Raw genomic sequence first — 16571 nt, forward strand, 5'->3', positions numbered from 1 at the left:
ACTTCGTGCTACACTTTTCACGAGAGGATGCGCTAACGAGGATAAAAACACTTTTATACAGCTTTCCTATTTCCTGCCGATGACTGAAAAGGCTAATTGTGAGGATTTTAGCTTACAGTAAAGCGACAACATGGTATTAGTTAAAGTGTTAGTTAGCGATTGTTTAACGCTATTACTAAAGATTTGATACTTATCCTTTTAGATTTATGGCAAGAAAGCGGAAACCAAGTCAGCCAGCCAAAAAGACTGCTTCAAAGAAGAAGCAGCCCAAGTCTGTAGCTGTAGAAAAAAGAGTAATCACTAGAAAGCAGTCTAGCTCGCCATCAAAACGCCCCAGTCAGTCAGTCAATAAAAAACGAAACCTCACTAAGGTTCAGTTAGAGTCTTTGGTGCCTAAAAAGGAGATTGCTAATCAGCTTAAGCTAATCCTGGTAGTTGCAATTTTTGTTAAATGCATCATTTCTGCATGGGCTCTTTTGGGTGAGCTAGCTACCAGAATCTCCTATTGGATTGTTGATGGGGCGCACCATACAACTAGCATTATCTATTCTCTTGTTTTTGGAATATTTAGGGGGCCGTTTTTTTTAAAGTTAGCCGCGATCGTTTTAATAGTTATTCCTGCAGGCCTTTTGATTATAGCATATTCTGTGATTCAGCATTATTGGGATGAAACAAGTTCGTTTCATCTAGATGAAGTAAAGGATATGGCATACACGACTCTTGTCTATGATCGAAATGGCGAACTAATACAGCGGCTTTTTGATGAGTACAGGCTTTCTATTGATGACTCAGATATACCGCGACATATGAGGGATGCTGTGATTGCAACTGAGGATCAACGATTTTATGCCCATGGTGGAGTAGATTTGATAGCCATAGCAAGAGCATTAATAGGCAACTTACAAAAGTCGAGGATCCAGTCCGGAGCAAGCACTATTACTCAGCAACTTGCAAGAAATACAGTTAGCATGTTTGAACGGACGTATGACCGGAAGTTGAAAGAGATGGTTATTGCTGTGCGTATAGAACAAGTGTATGAGAAAGAAGAGATACTCAATCTTTATCTTAATAGAATTTACTTTGGTCGTAACATGTATGGGATAGGAGCGGCGGCAGATGGCTACTTTTCAAAACATCCCAAGGACTTAACTTTAGCTGAATCAGCACTTTTAGCAGGGATAATATCAGCACCGAACAGCGCGTCGCCATGGTTTTATCCGGAGCGAGCAAGAAGTGCTCGGCAAACAGCACTAAGCAGGATGCTGGAACAAGGTTACATTACACATAAGGAATACCAGCAAGCAAGCGATTCACCAATATCTGTTCAGCCCTCAAAGAAATTGCCCGGTTCCTATGTTATATCTGCAATACGTGAGGAAATGCCTGATTTTCTTTCAGATAAGGAAGTTTTTCAAGGAGGTTTGAAAATCTACACAACTATTGATTTGAGGCTTCAGAAGATTGCAGAGAAAGAGGTGGAGCGTGGCTGCTTAAATATAGAAAAATTAAACTATTACAATCATCCTAAGCGTGCTGATTTTAAGATGCCCAAACAGGGCGGTGCGAGTCAGACGAATTATTTGCAAGGGGCCTTTGTAGCTATTAAGAACGATGATGGGGGAGTGTTATCGGTAGTAGGCGGTAGGAGCTATGACGAATCTCACTTTAACCGAGCATTGTTGGCGCGTCGTCAAGTTGGTTCGTCTATTAAGCCATTCGTTTATACCCATGCTTTCAATATGTTAAACATGACGGCTTTTACCGAGATCGATCAGACGCCCTTTGATCTCACCATTGAAACAGACTGGCCTTTACCTCCTGAATTGCAGGGTCAAGGCAATTACATAAGCGTTCGTGAGGCGTTGCGGTTGAGTAATAATTATTGTGCGATGCGTGCGGGGCTTGCTGCAGGTAAAGAGGACTTTGCTTTTCTGATGAATCAGCTTACTGAAACTGAGGTGCCACCATTTCAATCAAGCTTTTTAGGAGCGTGTGAGATTACACCCTTCAATATGGTAAGTGCTTACACTGTATTTCCTAACTATGGACGTCTTATTGAGCCCTATATCATTGAGCGGATTGAGGATGCTAATGGGCGTGTTATTTATGAGCACCAAGACCAGAGGAAACAAGTGCTTTCTCCTCAAGTCAGTTTTCAAGTCAATCATTTGATGCAAGAAGTGGTCAATAGGGGAACGGGTGCAGCCATAAAAAGCAAGTTTAAAGTAGAAGGGCAGCTTGGCGGAAAGACTGGAACGACTAATGACTACAGGGACTGTTGGTTTGTGGGATTTTCTTCAAGCATTACAGCAGGCGTTTGGGTTGGAATGGATGAGCCTAAGGAGATCATTAGCCGCGGATACTCTAGCCGTATAGCTGTCCCGATATGGGGGCGAATCATGAAAGCAGCTACAGAGATGTATGGTGTGAATGATTTTGAGCCACCTAGGGGAGTTCGTAAAGCAAGTCGTGGCATGCGTGTGATTAGAGAGAAAATTGTAAAGCCTGCGGGTAATGCAAGATTTCTATTTTTTAACCTAGGATGGAGAGAAAAAAGTACCCGTGTTGTAGAGAAAATTATGGATAGTCCTGATGATGGGCAACAGGAATATATACGAGAGGATCAAGCTTACAGAGCACTGGCGCGCTTGGATAATTTTGTACAAAGTCCTGCTATGCTGGCAATGAGTGACGAAGTGCAGTTGCAGCAAGAGGCTATGGGCAAGTCTTTTAAAGTGACAGAGCCTCAGTACGACTATTTCGAAAATGAGGTAAGTGAGAATCAGGATATGTTACTTAGCATAGATGAAGAGGAAATCGAGGTAGCTTTACCTGTGGATGAGGATACAGATACTGAGTCGTTGAATGCTCCCAGAGCGGTTCCCGTCGCCCCGTGAAGTTTATAACTCCTTTATAGTCAGAGTCTTGCAATCGAGGTAAAAACCTCTTTCCGTGTTTGCTGGCGGAACATAATTACTGATGAAAGTGCTTCTTAATTAAACATTTATGAATAGTGTGCCGATATCATCAGGTAGTAGAAAAGGCCCAATAAGTTATGTCTTCAACCACTACCATATACTCGCGCCTTCAGGAATATTTAGACGAAGGTAAGTTAGATTTGCCAGTACTACCTGAAGTGGCGACGCAAGTGATGCGCCTTTGTAGTGATCCTGATACTAGTTTTGATCAGCTCAATGATCTAATACGCCGTGACCAATCATTAGCTGGCAATCTTCTCCGTATCGTTAATTCTGCCATGTATTCGCCTGGTTTCGAAATTAAAACACTGGAGCAGGCAATTACCCGTTTGGGTTTCAAAAAGGTTAGAGAAGTTACCATGATCATTTCTTGCGAAGGGAAAGTGTTTAAGGTGAAGAATTATGAAAAGGAAGTGAGAGGATTATTTAAGCATTGCTTAGCTGCTGGCGCATATGCTCAAGAGGTGGCTAGACAAAGTCGCCGTAATGTTGAGGAAGCTTTCCTTTGTGGGTTGATGCATGATGTGGGTTGTCCGGTCCTCTATCAATTCATGTCAGACCTTGAAGAAAAAGAGGGAATGAATTTTTCTAGTGAAGAAGTAAAATCTGTCATGGTAGAGTTTCATGCAATTGTAGGCGCGATGCTTGCAAAAGAGTGGTCACTACCAGATCGTTTAAGAGAAGCTATTGCATATCACCATCATCCACAGGATGCTCCAAGCTGCGCCGAGATTGCTACTTTAACAAACTTTGCCAATGACTTAGCCCACTTTGCTGTAGGGCCTAGAGAAGTTACTGAGGAGCAATTGATGGAACACCCTATGCTTGAGACATTGAATATTTATCCAGATGAGTTGGATGAATTATTAGAAAAAAAAGAGAAAGTAATCGAGTCAACGAATGTTTTGGGATGATTCAGCCTTCTACAGAACATTACGATGTGGTGGTTGTGGGTAGTGGGCCCTCAGGCCAAAAGGCTGCCATTCAAGCCGTTAAACTTGGCAAGAAAGTCTTAGTGGTTGAGCGAGATTTAAAAGTGGGTGGAAGTTGTGTACATCGTGGGACTATTCCTAGTAAAACGCTTCGTGAAACTGCTATTTCTTTAACAAATTTCGAGAAACGTAGTGCAGGAGTTTTTGAATTAAAAGCAACTCAGGACTTGCAGGTCGCTAGTTTGATGAAGAGATTGGATCAAGTTGTAGAAGGTCATGTTCATTATATGGGCCAGCAGCTTGGGCGCGAGGGTGTCGAGATTTGCCATGGAAGAGCTAGTTTTGTAAATGAGCATGAGTTTGAAATCATCCGAGTAGATCGTACACGCTTTCGTGTGAAAGGGGATGTCATTGTCATAGCTGTTGGCTCACGGCCTAGAGACCCGAACAATATGACCGTAGATCACCACCATATCGTTGACAGCGACTCTTTGCTTTCCATGCTTTATTTGCCGCAGTCTTTATTAGTCTTGGGTGCTGGAGTGATTGCATGTGAGTATGCCACGGTCTTTGCTTCACTTGGAGTAAAAGTTACCATTGTTGACAAAGGCGAAAGACCCTTGGCTTTTCTAGATAAAGAAGTGACGGATCGCTTTGTTAAAAGTTTTGAAGAAAAAGGAGGCGTTTATCTGCCTGGTAGAAATGTCGAGACTGCAAAGTGGGATGGCCTTTCGACTGTGACAGTTAGGATGGAGGATGGCGAAGAAGTTTCTGCTGAAAAATGCTTGTTTGCTTTGGGCCGAGTAGCGCGTTTAGAAGGTTTAAAAATTGAAAAGGCTGGCCTTGGAACAACTTCTAGAGGGGTTATTCCGGTGAATGAGAACTGTCAGACCAAAGTTAAGCATATCTATGCTGTCGGCGATGTGATTGGACCACCTTCTTTAGCCTCAGCAGCTATGGAGCAAGGTAGACAAGCTATTTGCCATGCATTTGATATTGAATCGTCAGCGGAGAATTATTATTTGCCCTCTGGGATTTATGCGATCCCTGAAATATCTTGCGTAGGCATGAACCAAACTCAGGTGAGAGAAAAATTCGGCAAAGCGATAGTTGGTCGGGCTCGCTTTGAAGAAGTTGCGCGAGGGCAAATAGCTGGAATCGAAGATGGCTTTCTAGAGCTAATTACAGGGCCTGATGGTAAAAGGCTTCTTGGGGCACAAATTTTAGGTGAAGGCGCATCTGATTTGATTCATGTTGCGCAAATGGCCATGGTAGCTGATATGCCTATCGATGGCTTTATAGATAATATCTTTAATTTCCCAACACTAACAGAGGCTTACCGTTTGGCGGCATTTGACATTATGGTCCAGCGTGGTGATATGGACCAAGTAGCACGAAGAAATCGAGGTGGTGAGAGTGTTTCAACTCGCAAATAATTGGCTCTGGCTTGATCTTTGCTAATCTTTCAGGGTGAGCAAAAAGTCGCCTAAGATTGCAGAGTTGCTTAAAGATATTCAGCATCCTGTTTGGGAAGCGAATTATCTCGGGTATTTCAAATGCTTTAATCAACAAATGTACTATGAAGCGCATGATGTATTAGAAGAGTTGTGGCTAATACAGGGAAAATCTGGTAAAAATTATGCCTTTTATAAAGGCTTAATTCAATTTGCTGGAGCGTTTGTTCACATGAAGTTGCATAAAGAATTTCCAGAGCATCATGTGCATGGGCGAAGACTTGAGCCTGCTTCGAGATTGATTAAGTTGGCTTTGGGTAATGTCTCTAGTTATGGAGACGTCTATCAAGACCTAGATCTAAAACATTTATCTAACTTAGGTGAGAGTTATTATAAAGCCTTAATAGCTGAAGACTTTAAAAAAAATCCTTGGTCTCCGGATATTGCTCCAAAATTGGAGATGCCCAGATAGTTTTATGCAACCGAAAATGCGTCCTGGATCACTTCACATTGAGGTAATTTTCCAGGCGCTAGAATTACTTCAACGATATCAAAACGAGCGGGTGGGTCAGAGCATTCTAGTTCTTGTAGATAAGCTTGGGCAGTCAGTTTTAGGCGGCGTTGTTTGGATCGAGTAACAGCTGAGCTAGGTATTTCTAAAAACTTAGGACCTCGAGTTTTTACCTCTACAAAGACTAAAGTGTTTGCCAGCTTTACTGTTGGTTGTATTTTTTTGTGGCGGCAAATCAAGTCAATCTCCCCCCAACGAGAGCTGTAGTTGCGAGTTAATAGCTGGTATTTGTTTTTTCGCAGATAGCATTCAGCTACTCGTTCTCCATAAAGACCGAATTGACGTGAATTCTCAAATTCATCTAAGGGACAAATACGTTTGTCGTATGGGTGCAAATGATTTGCGATGTGCTGCAGAAATTCCGAGTCTTTTAATTGCCGCCAAATGTTGCTGCGTTCCATATCCTTTGTGTTGGGCGAGTCCATAGCCTGGGTAATCTAAATCTAAGGCCTCTAGCATGCGATCTCTGGTTTCTTTGGCAAGAATGGAAGCCGCTGCAATAGATGGAGAATACGAGTCACCTCTAACAATAGCCTTAGTTGGAATAGCCCATGGAGATTGTTTAGGGGTAAGCTTCCCGTCGATAATTGCAAAGTCTGGGATCTGCTTGAGTTTTTGCCAAGCTCTCTTCATAGCTAAGAATGATGCTTGCAAGATATTAATTTCATCGATCTCTTCTACGCTGGCGGAGGCAGTAGCACACTGGATATTAGTTGAATCAACAAGCTTGTCGTAGAGATATTGACGTTGAGATCTGGTTAACTTTTTTGAGTCATTTAAAGAAGCTGGCCAAGTATTTTTTTTATAAAAAACAACGGCACTTGCAACAACTGGTCCTGCCAAGCAGCCTCTGCCTGCTTCATCTAGCCCTGCAACGAACCGGTAACCTTCAGCTTCAGCTGCTTGCTCGTATTGCCATGATAGAATGGATTTTTGAGTTTTGCTCATTTTTTAAAAGCTATCTTCTTATATCAGATTTTTTGCATCAGAAATACAAGCTCTTTACCTTCACGAGAAGGATAAGCATTTGTTGGTTGCCACTTTTCTAAGATAGTAAAGTATGGTGTAAAAAGTGTATTGATTTCTTCTTGGCTTGATGGATATGGTGGTGGCGAATCAGCGCCTGGAGTTAGGTAAAAGATCGCTAAGAACTTTCCTTGAGCTTTAAGGCACTGGGCTGCGCTTGCTGCGTAGGCTGATCGATTATGAGGTTCTATTGCACAAAAAAGAGTGTGTTCAAAAAGCCAGTCGAAACGTGCATGGAAATGTCCAGGTAATTTTGTGAAATCAGCTTTTACGTAGTTAATAAACCCTGTGCTTGGGATAGCTTGAGCTTGTTCAATAGCTTGTTGAGAAAGGTCCATTCCTAGGGCTTTTGTCCCATGTTGGCTAAGGAGTCGCACATCATGACCTAAGCCGCAGCCTGGTATAAGAACGTGTCCGGTAATAGAATTCTTCTCCAGAAACTCCACAAGTGGTGGGGCAGGCTTTCCTTTATCCCAAGGTGTATCATTCTCTAGGTACCTTTGATTCCAGTCCATAAACAATTCTTCGACTATGAAATACCTGCTGACCTGAAGCCTTGAGCTGATAAAAAGGAACGAATTTTTGTGAGATGTTGCTCCCCCTGGATTTCGATGGTTCTATTTTTAGTTGTTCCACCTGTTCCACAGTGCTTACGAAGCGACTTGGCTAGGAATTCAATGGCATCATTGCTTATGCTTTTAGGGAAGTCGTGTATAATTAAAACTGCTTTACCTCCACGGTGTGCCGTCTCTTTTCGTATTAAAATACGGGAAGGGTTAGGGGGGGTATGGTCTTGGCTTTCTTTAGCTGAATCGCATCTGGCGCTTCGGGGTGGTTTGGGTGAAGTCTCAGCACTTTCTAGTTTTAAATTCTCTAGAGGTAATGCATCTAAGGCATTGCCTAAGTCGTTTAGTCCGGTAAAACTGTTTGACCTGTCAGTATTGACTTTTCTCTTTTTACTCCTAGCCATCTGAAATAAAAGTTCTCTAATTATTTTGCCAAATACTGGCTTGAGCCACTGACCATTGGAATTTTCGAGCATGCTCTCGAATAAGGAAAGGCATATCTTTGGTTTTAAGAAGATTGAAGTTAGGTTCTAATACGGCTCTAAGTCCTTCGAGTGTGGTTTTATCATCAGTTCCGCCTGTCCATTGATCCTTAGGTGTATAGACCTCCATCCAAGTGTAAGGAGATGTGATGACTAGTATTCCTTTCGGGAAGAGTAAATTTGGAAGACGCTCTAAACATGCCTTAGGATTTGGAAGTCGGTCAATGAGATTGGCCATTAAGATAAGATGAAATGAGCCTAAGTCTTTTCTTAAATTGCAAGCATCACCTTGTTCAAATTGAACGCGCGAGCGGTCAATCTCATGAGGCACTGAAGCGTTAAGTTGAGTTTTGCGGCTTCCTTCTTCAATTCGACTATAAGCAAAATCTCCTTGAGCCTTGAGGATCTTTGCTGTGTTAATAAATTGATGGGAGAAGTCTACGCCTATCACTTCATGATAAGCTCTGGCAATCTCAAAGGTTGAACGCCCGACGGCACAACCTAGATCAAGAGCACGGAGGTTTTCATTTCCTGGATGATGGATTTTTTGGCTCTGGCATTCTAGAGCGCATCTAACAGGGTAACCTAGGGCATCTCGAGGTCCTCCTGGGTAAGGAAGAATTTCCTTTTCTGATCCATAGTGAAAGAGAAGATATTGATCTAACAGTTCCCGGGATTCATAAATAGGTGTTGTCATAGTCTGGGGAGGATAGCCTTTTATAATTAAGATACAAATTTGTAACATACAATAATTTGCCTTGGAAGGTATTATATCCCATGCAAAATCGATTTCTTAGCGAAATCGTTCATACAGAGAAATCTAACTCAATAGAGGAGGGAAAATGAATAAATTAAGCATTAAGAGATATCTTGTTACTTTTTTGGCTGTACTTTTAATAAGTGGACCTTGCGTCACTTTAACATGGGGCGAAGTAAGTTTGGATGATATCGAAATTCAAATAAACAAAGTAAAGAGAAGAGGCGATGGCAAAGATTCAAATGATGATAAGATGCACAGCTTAGTATTTAAGGTGATCGTTGAAAATGAAAGTATGAAAGAGGACCTGAAAGATTTGAAAGTCGAAATGATATACTTTGGACTATGTCATCGTGACAAACTTAAATCTAAAGTATTTAAAGTATTGGGTAAACATATTTTAGAATTTGATGTTAAAAAAAGCTCCGAATTGGAATTAGAGACAGACCCTATTGAAATTCATTATGATGACACTCGTCCAGTATTATGGGGAGAGAGTTATTATGCCTACGCTGCTGTTGCTAGGGATAGCTCAGGCAAGAAAGTATTAACAAAGACTGACAAAAGCAGCTTTATTAAAAACTGTGAGGCAGCTATGGACTTCGAAACTGGTGACTACCTAGATCAAAGCTTAAACAAAGTGAAGAAAAAGAAAAACTTCTGAAAGACTTGGTTAGTTATCGAGAAGCTGCTGCATATAGATGGGCCTGAAGTTTTCGATAAGTCTTTCGGTAGTACCGCCTTTAAACATTCTCACCTGGGATATGTTAATTTCAGGTGTCTTGTGGGGCGCGTAGAGGATATCGTCGTGTGTAGCATTTTTACTGTCAAGGAACTTATCTGGTGTAAGACTACCACCTAAATGGTCACTTCTACCAGTTGCTACGTGAACCGTTCCCAATACTTTTTCATCTTGGATATCTCGTCCAGAAACGGGTAAGACTTGAGTTCCAAAACCTAACTCTCCTAGCTCACCAGTTACTGGATCAGCTATTATTTTATTTTGGTGATTAGATATGGTTTGCAGATTGCCATCGAGCAGTGAGGCATGAATAATTCTGCCCTGCTCTACTTGCATCAGACCAATAGTCCCATCCTCATATTTCATGGGGAAGGCTCCAGAGGCTCCTGTAGGAACGAAATATATTTCGCCTGCTGGTAAGTTGGCAACATCTGGTTTTGAGCCACGGCACAGACCATGGGATTTCTGGGCCTCTTGTTTACCAAGTTCTAGCTTTAAAGTATAGGTTTTGTTTTTGTAGTAAAAATCTATCTCTATGGTATCGGCTTTGGTCATGCCCAGTCTTAGCTTTTCAGCAGCAGCACTAACTTCATTGTAATCAACGGCAAGACCGGACTCTAATATGACCTTATTTAGTCCGTGTAAGGTAGCACCTCGGAAACCGTATTTTTTGGCAAATGCTGTTAGAGGCGCAGTCGCAGAGTAGGTTGAGACACATAAAATTAAATCATAATGGGGATATACGTCTTTTTCAAAAGATACTTCCTCGCCCTCTGGCGTGTAAGCATCGTCATCATAGTCAAGGTTTGATCCCCCGGTTATTTTATAAGCAAAAAAATCACATTTTTTGAAACCCATCGATTGTCCTTCTTCTCCATTGAGTCCTTTGTAAAAAATTTCGTATCCATATTTTTGTATGGAGTAGTCAGGATTCTTGAGGAAGGCAAAGTCTTTTACTTCTTCAGCTGGATTATCAAGATCAATTAAAACGCATATACGTTCGCGCCCCGTAGGTTCAAACACGGTTGTCATGAGTCTGGTAAGTGAAAATGTCGGATAGGTTGGTGTGGTTATATTCATAGTTGGTGATAATCGTAATATCGGGTATTTTTAAAAGATTGCAAATCTTCCTTACATAAAACCTTGTAGTCAAACTCTAACGTTTCCTGCCTATTAAGATTAGCAAAGTAATCGTCTTATCCTGAATCATAGATATTCTATAATTTGCGGAGATAACTGATGTTCGCTTGATTACCATAGGCTTTTTTGAAGATGCTTTTAAGAGACTAAAATGACAAGGATCAGCTTTTGGGGACCTTAGGATCCAAAACTACCAAACCTACTTTACTTGAACATATAGATGTGGCTTTGTTTGAAGCTAATAGTGCGATAGATCTCTAAGGAGTTATGAAAGTAGTTGGAAGTATTACAGGAAGCGTTTCAATTCAAGCCAAACACAACGCACATACTGAGTCTAGTTCTGTGGAAGAACCATTAGACTGTTTAGGCGAACAGCCCAGTTTTTGAGGATGACAGGTGCTCAGCCGGACATGGTAACTCTCGTTTTTTAGATGCCCTAGGATTCGAAAAGAGAGTCCTGTTATGAAAGCAGGAAATATGGCTTGTAACTTTGTTATAAAAGGGTCAGTAAATGCTTCCTATCATATTCTCAATATGTAACGGAACTCGCTATAGCCTCTTACTGTATTGGTCTACGAAAGCATCTGCCTAAGATGCGTATTGCGGAATTAATTGTCACTGCGGTGGTGGATGATTTACGACATTCGGGAGGAAAAAAACTGTGCCCTTTGAATTGGAGCAAGCTTCATATCAAGATGTTTATCTGCGTTTGGTGAGTGCGGGTTTAGAAAATAGCGCTATCGAGAGTATTGGTCAGATGATTGTTTCAACAGATTTTATGCAAAGTGCTCCCCAAGTAAGATAGGCGTACCGAGCAACACGAGAGTTATCTGAGAATAATAAACATTGTATAGCATTCTCATAATGCGAGCTTTTAGTCAAAGCAGATATTCTCTTTTCGTGTTTTAATCAGAGTGATAACAGAAAATTGACTAAGCTTTTAACCACTGAGTGGGAGCTAAAAGAGAGCATGAGTTATGAACAACATATAGGCTTTTAGAATGGGGTAGAGTTTGTTTCAGAAGCTTCTGAGAAGTTAGGCTTGAACCTAAGGAGGTTAAATTTAATGTTAGTACTAAAGGATAAGAAGGCCTGTCGAGTTTATTAGAGATTGAAAAGATGTTTTTCTTCCAGAAATCACAAAGCCTCTGTAGACCAATAGCATGTTAGAAAACGATCAGTTAGAAGAGTATCTGGATTTTTTAAGGTTTGGGAGTATCTCCACGGATTCAGAATACAAGGACCAGGTGGAAACTTGTGGAGCTTGGCTTGTTGATAAATTATCTACCCTAGGCTTAGACGCGAAGCTCCATCAGACAAAAGGTTGTCCAATAGTGGTTGGTAGCAATAAACATCAAGAAAATAGAAAAACCGTTTTAATTTATGGTCATTACGATGTTCAACCTGTTGATCCTATAGATGCATGGGATCACCCGCCGTTTGAGCCACATGTTGATGGACATATGGTCTATGCAAGGGGGGCTTCGGATAACAAGGGACAAATTTTTTCCCATATTTTGGGTGTGCAAAAAATCATTGAGAAGAATGGCGAAGTTCCTGTGAATATAATTTTTTTGATCGAGGGAGAAGAAGAAATTGGTAGTCCTAATTTAGAACCTTTCTTGGAAGAGCACAAGGATGAGCTAGCTTGTGATGTCATCTTGGTTTCCGATACGGATATGGTGGCTCCTGGTGTTCCAACACTGGCCTATGGTCTCCGTGGAGTTGCTGCTCTGGAAGTTACTCTCAAGGGCCCCAAACACGATTTGCATTCAGGGATCTATGGAGGAGGGGTAATGAATCCTCTTACCGCATTAGCAAGACTAGTAGCGTCACTGCATGATGAGAAAATGAAGGTTTCAGTAGATGGTTTTTACAACGATGTTTTGGATCTTTTCCCATGGGAAAAGGAGGCGTGGGAAAAGCTCCCGATTACTGACCAAGATTGGCTGGACCATACTGGTGTTCCTAAATTAGAAGGCGAAAGAGAATGTACAACTTTAGAGCGTTTGTGGTCACGCCCCACTGTTGAAGTAAATGGTCTTTGGGGAGGTTATCAGGGTGAGGGTACAAAGACAGTTATCCCATCAGAGGCAAATGCGAAGCTAACATTCCGCACAGTTCCTAATCAAACAGCTGATCAAGTCTTAGATTGCGTGGAGAAGCATTTGCGTAAGCATTGTCCAGAATCCGTAACCATAGAGATAGAGAGAGGGCATAGCGGCGAAGGCTATCTCTGTAATCCGCAAAGCAGTTATGGGAAAGCAGCTCAAAAAGCTCTGCGTAAAGCTTTTAATGGTAAAGATCCTGCACTAGTCAGGGAAGGTGGTAGTATTCCCATCATTGCGGGCTTTCAGCGCATCTTGGGTGTGGACACTTTGCTTCTTGGTTTGGCTTTGCCAGATTGCCGAGCTCATTCTCCAAATGAGAATTTTGATCTAAGAAACATGGAGTATGGCATTCATCTTTCAGGCTTACTATTGCGTGAAATTGCTAACCTGTAAGTGCTAAATGGATTTCGGGCAACAGAGATAAATTTCTAATAATTGTCCCTTTGACGTCGAATTACTATATGGCGGGGCTTGTAATACCCAACATCATTGAGTTCTAGGCAAATTTAAGCAATTTATGACAAAGCGCATTTTATTGGTGGATGATGAGCCTGCGGAATTAAAAAATACGCGTGGAGAACTCACATTAATTGATTCCAACTACGAGATAGAAGTTGCTTCCAGTGGTCAAGAAGCTTTGACCAAGGTAGAGACTAATCAATTTGATATTGTGTTATGTGACATGATAATGCCTGGGATGGATGGAGCGATGCTATTAGAGGAAATGAAGAAGCGTTGCCCTAGAACTGCTCGTTTTATTTATTCTGCCCCATCTGAATTGAATACCGCGTTGAAGACCGTTGATGTAGCTCATCAATATTTTATCAAGCCATGTAATTCAAAGAGACTAGCCAAAGCCATTCAAAATATAAGTAACTCCGAAGACTTATTACAAAAAAGGCAATTGCGTGAGATTATTCTTAGGATTGATACAATTCCCTCTATTCCTAGTCTCTATGTCGAGATAAGCCAAAAGTTGGAAGATCCACTAACTTCTACTGAGGACATAGCAAAGCTTATTGAAAGAGATCCTGCTATGACCGCTAAAATCCTTAAATTAGTTAATTCTGCTTTCTTTGGAGCAGCTAAGCAACAGATCACATCAGTTCAAGAGGCTGTTGCTTTTTTGGGCCTTGAGTTGGTGAAGACCTTGGTGCTCAGTATGAAGGTGTTTGCTCAATTCAAGGGCAATCATGCTAAAGGATTTAATGTAGACGGCTTGTGGGAATATAGTTTTGAAGCAGCTCAGATGTCTCGCATGATTGCTCAGATGGAAAAAGGGGATAAGAAATTATACGACGAAGCATTCGCTGGGGCACTCTTACAAGATATTGGACAGCTTGTGATGGCTTGTAATTTTAAAAAAGACTACGAGAGGGTTTTGTATTTAGAGGAACATGAGGATATGGATTTGCTTGAGGTAGAATACTCCGTAATTGGTGCCAACCACGCTGATTTAGGAGCTTTCTTAATGGAGTTATGGGGTCTTCCTGAATCTATTGTGCGTTGTATCAAATATCACCATCATCCATTAGCTGCAAGAGAGAATGAGTTTACAGCTTTAACAGCTGTGCATGTAGCAAGTATGATTCTTGGTAAGAAGCGGCCTGTTGCAAATTTAAGCGACATTGAAGGGCTCGATATTAAATATTTGGAGCTACTAGAAATCCAAGAGCGCTTGCCAGAGTGGATGGAAGTAATGGTTTAGTGTGGTAGCCTAGCACTCTAGAATTATTTCTTAAACCCGAATGATATTATAGAAGTTGAACGAGATGTTTAAAAGCTTGAGTCACAGGGAAAAGAGAGTCGTCGAAGATCTATCAAAAGGTGACACCTCCGGGAGAATCGATGTCTCTAGGAGACAAGATCTTGGTCAGATCTTTAAGTTTCTACTGCACCATTTGGGTTAAACTCCATGAAATTCTCTACACTTTTTTGCAAGGTCTATAAATTTCTAACCTGGAGGCCAAGATAGTGGGCGCCCTCCGACTACATGCAGATGTAAATGAGGAATGGACTCGCCGCCATCTTTTCCATTGTTAATGATGACTCGGTAACCACTATCTTCTATACCTGCATCCATAGCTACTTTAGCAGCAACTATCAGTAAATGGCCCAGGAGGCTTTTTTCACTTTCAGGAACCTCTGCTATTCGATTGTAACGCTTTTTGGGTATGATCAAAAGGTGCTTTGGGGCCTGGGGACTAATATCTTTGAAAGCTAAACTAAGATTGTCTTCATATACTATCTCAGCAGATATTTCGCGATCTACAATTTTCTCAAATAGGCTTTTTTCTATCATCGATCAGCTAATAATGAGTTCTGAGGGTGGGTTTTCACTGTGGCAGATTTGTTTGCGAGTAAATGAAACGATTTCATCATTAAGATGTTGGCAGGAATTTTTCCATCTTGAGGCATTAGCGATGATTTTTACGCAAGTACGAATCTCTTCTAGCTTAATCCCACGAACCATAACAACTTCTGAGGCTTCTTGAAGCTTTTCACCCAAGAGTTGGAAGAAATGCAGCTCATATGAGGCTTTACGAGCTATATCAGGTAGGTAAATGTTAACTCTCGGAGCAGATAAGGCTATGTGATCTGCAAGTTTAGGATATCCAATTCCAACTATAGAGCGGCGAACAATCTCTTCAATATCATCTTTCTCTATGACGCATCCAGTAAACTCATGTTGTAAGTAAAAGGTAATGGCATGAGCAACTTCTTCACTCCAACTCCAATCTTCATCGCCAACTTGCTGAGCTGTGAGGTCAATAGACTCTGCTATCCAGCCTTCGGATAATGGAACCTGCCGATTTTGTTGCCAGAGCACAAGAGGCAATTTTTGAGCTAGTGCTATCATAATTTTGACAACAGGTGGGCAGGTTTATTCTTCATGTAAGTTTTTAACCTCGTTAATAAATTCATCAATATCTTTGAATTGGCGGTATACAGAAGCAAAGCGCACATAAGCAACCTCGTCCAATTGGCGTAATGTTCGCATAATAGATTCACCAATTTCAGTAGACGGTATTTCCTTGTTATATTTTTTTTCGAGTGAATCAGTAATGTCTTGAGCAGCTTTTTTAAGGCGGTCAGGGCTGACGGGTCTTTTTTCGCATGCCTTAAGGAGGCCTCCTAGCAATTTTTTGATATCAAAAGCTTCATATCGCCCATCTCTTTTGATGACTCGTATGTCTTCACGTTCGATTTCTTCGTAGGTAGTGAAGCGGTTTCCACAGTGAAGACACTCGCGCCTTCTTCTGATCACGGCCCCATCTTTCCATGTTCGAGAGTCGATCACTTTGTCTTCAATTTTGCCGCATTTTGGGCATCGCATACAATATATAGTGTTTCACTGTTTCTAGAGTATACAGTCTGTTGGGTCAATGACAAACGCAGCATAAAAAAGGGTGCTTCATCCATAATAGATGAAGCACCCGTGAAATAATTTCCATTAAGCTGAAGAATTACTTCTTTTTGGAAGCTTTTTTCTTGGTTGCCTTCTTCGCAACCTTCTTCTTAGTTACCTTTTTGGCTGCCTTTTTCTTTGGTGCCTTTTTAGCAACTTTTTTCTTAACAGCTTTCTTAGCAACTTTTTTCTTAGCTACTTTCTTCTTAGTAACTTTCTTCTTAACTGCTTTCTTAGCAACTTTTTTCTTGGCCGCTTTCTTAGCGGTTTTTTTCTTAGCTACTTTTTTCTTTATTGCCATGCTCTACTCACCTCCTCTCATGATCGGAATAATTTGATAGAAAGTGTTTCGACAAGAAATCGATAACATTTAAATGAAATAATTTTATTGTTGCGTTTGGTC

General features: G+C 41.2%; 18 protein-coding genes. 8 read left to right on the forward strand and 10 right to left on the reverse strand.

The window, feature by feature from the left end:
- The first annotated feature begins 206 nt into the window (after positions 1 to 206).
- The 4 genes from AAGA18_10210 to AAGA18_10225 all read left to right on the forward strand — a co-directional run bounded on the left by AAGA18_10210 (position 207) and on the right by AAGA18_10225 (position 5836).
- Positions 207 to 2897: a transglycosylase domain-containing protein gene (locus tag AAGA18_10210; GenBank protein ID MEM9445712.1), complete on the forward strand. Its 2691-nt coding sequence runs from the start codon at positions 207 to 209 to the stop codon at positions 2895 to 2897.
- A 158-nt stretch (positions 2898 to 3055) separates the two neighbouring features.
- The gene (locus AAGA18_10215) at positions 3056 to 3892 is read left to right on the forward strand and encodes an HDOD domain-containing protein (GenBank protein MEM9445713.1); all 837 of its coding nucleotides are present in this window, start codon (positions 3056 to 3058) and stop codon (positions 3890 to 3892) included.
- Positions 3889 to 5346: a Si-specific NAD(P)(+) transhydrogenase gene (gene sthA / locus AAGA18_10220; GenBank protein MEM9445714.1), complete on the forward strand. Its 1458-nt coding sequence runs from the start codon at positions 3889 to 3891 to the stop codon at positions 5344 to 5346. The genes AAGA18_10215 and sthA overlap by 4 nt, the downstream gene beginning before the upstream one ends.
- 34 nt (positions 5347 to 5380) lie before the next feature.
- Positions 5381 to 5836: a DUF309 domain-containing protein gene (locus tag AAGA18_10225; protein MEM9445715.1), complete on the forward strand. Its 456-nt coding sequence runs from the start codon at positions 5381 to 5383 to the stop codon at positions 5834 to 5836.
- A 2-nt stretch (positions 5837 to 5838) separates the two neighbouring features.
- Here AAGA18_10225 and AAGA18_10230 read toward each other — a convergent pair whose 3' ends face one another.
- From AAGA18_10230 to AAGA18_10250, 5 genes are read right to left on the reverse strand one after another with little or no spacing between them, the layout of a single operon-like run.
- Positions 5839 to 6270 (reverse strand): YraN family protein, encoded by a 432-nt coding sequence (locus AAGA18_10230; protein ID MEM9445716.1) that lies wholly within the window; start codon positions 6268 to 6270, stop codon positions 5839 to 5841.
- Positions 6233 to 6883 carry a ribonuclease HII gene (locus AAGA18_10235; protein ID MEM9445717.1) on the reverse strand — a complete coding sequence of 217 codons (651 nt, stop codon included), beginning with the start codon at positions 6881 to 6883 and terminating at the stop codon, positions 6233 to 6235. Before AAGA18_10235 ends, AAGA18_10230 begins: the two co-directional genes overlap by 38 nt.
- A 23-nt stretch (positions 6884 to 6906) precedes the next feature.
- On the reverse strand, positions 6907 to 7476 hold the full coding sequence (locus AAGA18_10240) for a methyltransferase domain-containing protein (GenBank protein MEM9445718.1): 570 nt from the start codon (positions 7474 to 7476) through the stop codon (positions 6907 to 6909).
- 14 nt (positions 7477 to 7490) lie between these two features.
- Positions 7491 to 7931, reverse strand: coding sequence for a translation initiation factor (locus tag AAGA18_10245; protein ID MEM9445719.1), 441 nt, complete (start codon positions 7929 to 7931; stop codon positions 7491 to 7493).
- Between the two features lie 16 nt (positions 7932 to 7947).
- Positions 7948 to 8706 (reverse strand): putative 4-mercaptohistidine N1-methyltransferase, encoded by a 759-nt coding sequence (locus tag AAGA18_10250; protein MEM9445720.1) that lies wholly within the window; start codon positions 8704 to 8706, stop codon positions 7948 to 7950.
- A 145-nt stretch (positions 8707 to 8851) separates the two neighbouring features.
- Here AAGA18_10250 and AAGA18_10255 point away from each other — a divergent pair, with 145 nt between their 5' ends.
- Positions 8852 to 9430, forward strand: a complete 579-nt coding sequence (locus AAGA18_10255) for a hypothetical protein (GenBank protein ID MEM9445721.1) — start codon at positions 8852 to 8854, stop codon at positions 9428 to 9430.
- Between the two features lie 9 nt (positions 9431 to 9439).
- Here AAGA18_10255 and AAGA18_10260 read toward each other — a convergent pair whose 3' ends face one another.
- Positions 9440 to 10588, reverse strand: coding sequence for a hypothetical protein (locus AAGA18_10260; protein ID MEM9445722.1), 1149 nt, complete (start codon positions 10586 to 10588; stop codon positions 9440 to 9442).
- 721 nt (positions 10589 to 11309) lie between these two features.
- Between AAGA18_10260 and AAGA18_10265 the strand changes: the two genes are divergently transcribed.
- From AAGA18_10265 to AAGA18_10275, 3 genes are all read left to right on the forward strand, one after another.
- Positions 11310 to 11453, forward strand: a complete 144-nt coding sequence (locus tag AAGA18_10265) for a hypothetical protein (protein MEM9445723.1) — start codon at positions 11310 to 11312, stop codon at positions 11451 to 11453.
- Between the two features lie 358 nt (positions 11454 to 11811).
- Positions 11812 to 13152, forward strand: a complete 1341-nt coding sequence (locus AAGA18_10270) for a dipeptidase (protein ID MEM9445724.1) — start codon at positions 11812 to 11814, stop codon at positions 13150 to 13152.
- A 124-nt stretch (positions 13153 to 13276) separates the two neighbouring features.
- Positions 13277 to 14467 (forward strand): response regulator, encoded by a 1191-nt coding sequence (locus AAGA18_10275; GenBank protein MEM9445725.1) that lies wholly within the window; start codon positions 13277 to 13279, stop codon positions 14465 to 14467.
- Positions 14468 to 14713: 246 nt separating this feature from the next.
- Here AAGA18_10275 and AAGA18_10280 read toward each other — a convergent pair whose 3' ends face one another.
- The 4 genes from AAGA18_10280 to AAGA18_10295 form a co-directional block, all read right to left on the reverse strand.
- Positions 14714 to 15061, reverse strand: a complete 348-nt coding sequence (locus AAGA18_10280; protein MEM9445726.1) for a histidine triad nucleotide-binding protein — start codon at positions 15059 to 15061, stop codon at positions 14714 to 14716.
- A gap of 3 nt (positions 15062 to 15064) precedes the next feature.
- Positions 15065 to 15619, reverse strand: a complete 555-nt coding sequence (locus AAGA18_10285; protein ID MEM9445727.1) for a hypothetical protein — start codon at positions 15617 to 15619, stop codon at positions 15065 to 15067.
- 24 nt (positions 15620 to 15643) lie between these two features.
- Entirely contained in the window at positions 15644 to 16096 is a 453-nt protein-coding gene (nrdR, locus tag AAGA18_10290) for a transcriptional regulator NrdR (GenBank protein MEM9445728.1), read from the reverse strand.
- A gap of 130 nt (positions 16097 to 16226) precedes the next feature.
- Positions 16227 to 16469 carry a hypothetical protein gene (locus tag AAGA18_10295; GenBank protein ID MEM9445729.1) on the reverse strand — a complete coding sequence of 81 codons (243 nt, stop codon included), beginning with the start codon at positions 16467 to 16469 and terminating at the stop codon, positions 16227 to 16229.
- Positions 16470 to 16571: the final 102 nt, after the last annotated feature.

It is taken from the genome of Verrucomicrobiota bacterium, from assembly GCA_039192515.1.
GTDB lineage: Bacteria > Verrucomicrobiota > Verrucomicrobiia > Methylacidiphilales > JBCCWR01 > JBCCWR01.

Coding starts and splice junctions, on each gene's coding strand:
- AAGA18_10210 (MEM9445712.1), top strand. CDS start 207: ATGGCAAGAAAGCGGAAACCAAGTCAGCCAGCCAAAAAGACTGCTTCA.
- AAGA18_10215 (MEM9445713.1), top strand. CDS start 3,056: ATGTCTTCAACCACTACCATATACTCGCGCCTTCAGGAATATTTAGAC.
- sthA (MEM9445714.1), top strand. CDS start 3,889: ATGATTCAGCCTTCTACAGAACATTACGATGTGGTGGTTGTGGGTAGT.
- AAGA18_10235 (MEM9445717.1), bottom strand. CDS start 6,883: ATGAGCAAAACTCAAAAATCCATTCTATCATGGCAATACGAGCAAGCA.
- AAGA18_10240 (MEM9445718.1), bottom strand. CDS start 7,476: ATGGACTGGAATCAAAGGTACCTAGAGAATGATACACCTTGGGATAAA.
- AAGA18_10245 (MEM9445719.1), bottom strand. CDS start 7,931: ATGGCTAGGAGTAAAAAGAGAAAAGTCAATACTGACAGGTCAAACAGT.
- AAGA18_10250 (MEM9445720.1), bottom strand. CDS start 8,706: ATGACAACACCTATTTATGAATCCCGGGAACTGTTAGATCAATATCTT.
- AAGA18_10255 (MEM9445721.1), top strand. CDS start 8,852: ATGAATAAATTAAGCATTAAGAGATATCTTGTTACTTTTTTGGCTGTA.
- AAGA18_10260 (MEM9445722.1), bottom strand. CDS start 10,588: ATGAATATAACCACACCAACCTATCCGACATTTTCACTTACCAGACTC.
- AAGA18_10270 (MEM9445724.1), top strand. CDS start 11,812: ATGTTAGAAAACGATCAGTTAGAAGAGTATCTGGATTTTTTAAGGTTT.
- AAGA18_10275 (MEM9445725.1), top strand. CDS start 13,277: ATGACAAAGCGCATTTTATTGGTGGATGATGAGCCTGCGGAATTAAAA.
- AAGA18_10280 (MEM9445726.1), bottom strand. CDS start 15,061: ATGATAGAAAAAAGCCTATTTGAGAAAATTGTAGATCGCGAAATATCT.
- AAGA18_10285 (MEM9445727.1), bottom strand. CDS start 15,619: ATGATAGCACTAGCTCAAAAATTGCCTCTTGTGCTCTGGCAACAAAAT.
- nrdR (MEM9445728.1), bottom strand. CDS start 16,096: ATGCGATGCCCAAAATGCGGCAAAATTGAAGACAAAGTGATCGACTCT.
- AAGA18_10295 (MEM9445729.1), bottom strand. CDS start 16,469: ATGGCAATAAAGAAAAAAGTAGCTAAGAAAAAAACCGCTAAGAAAGCG.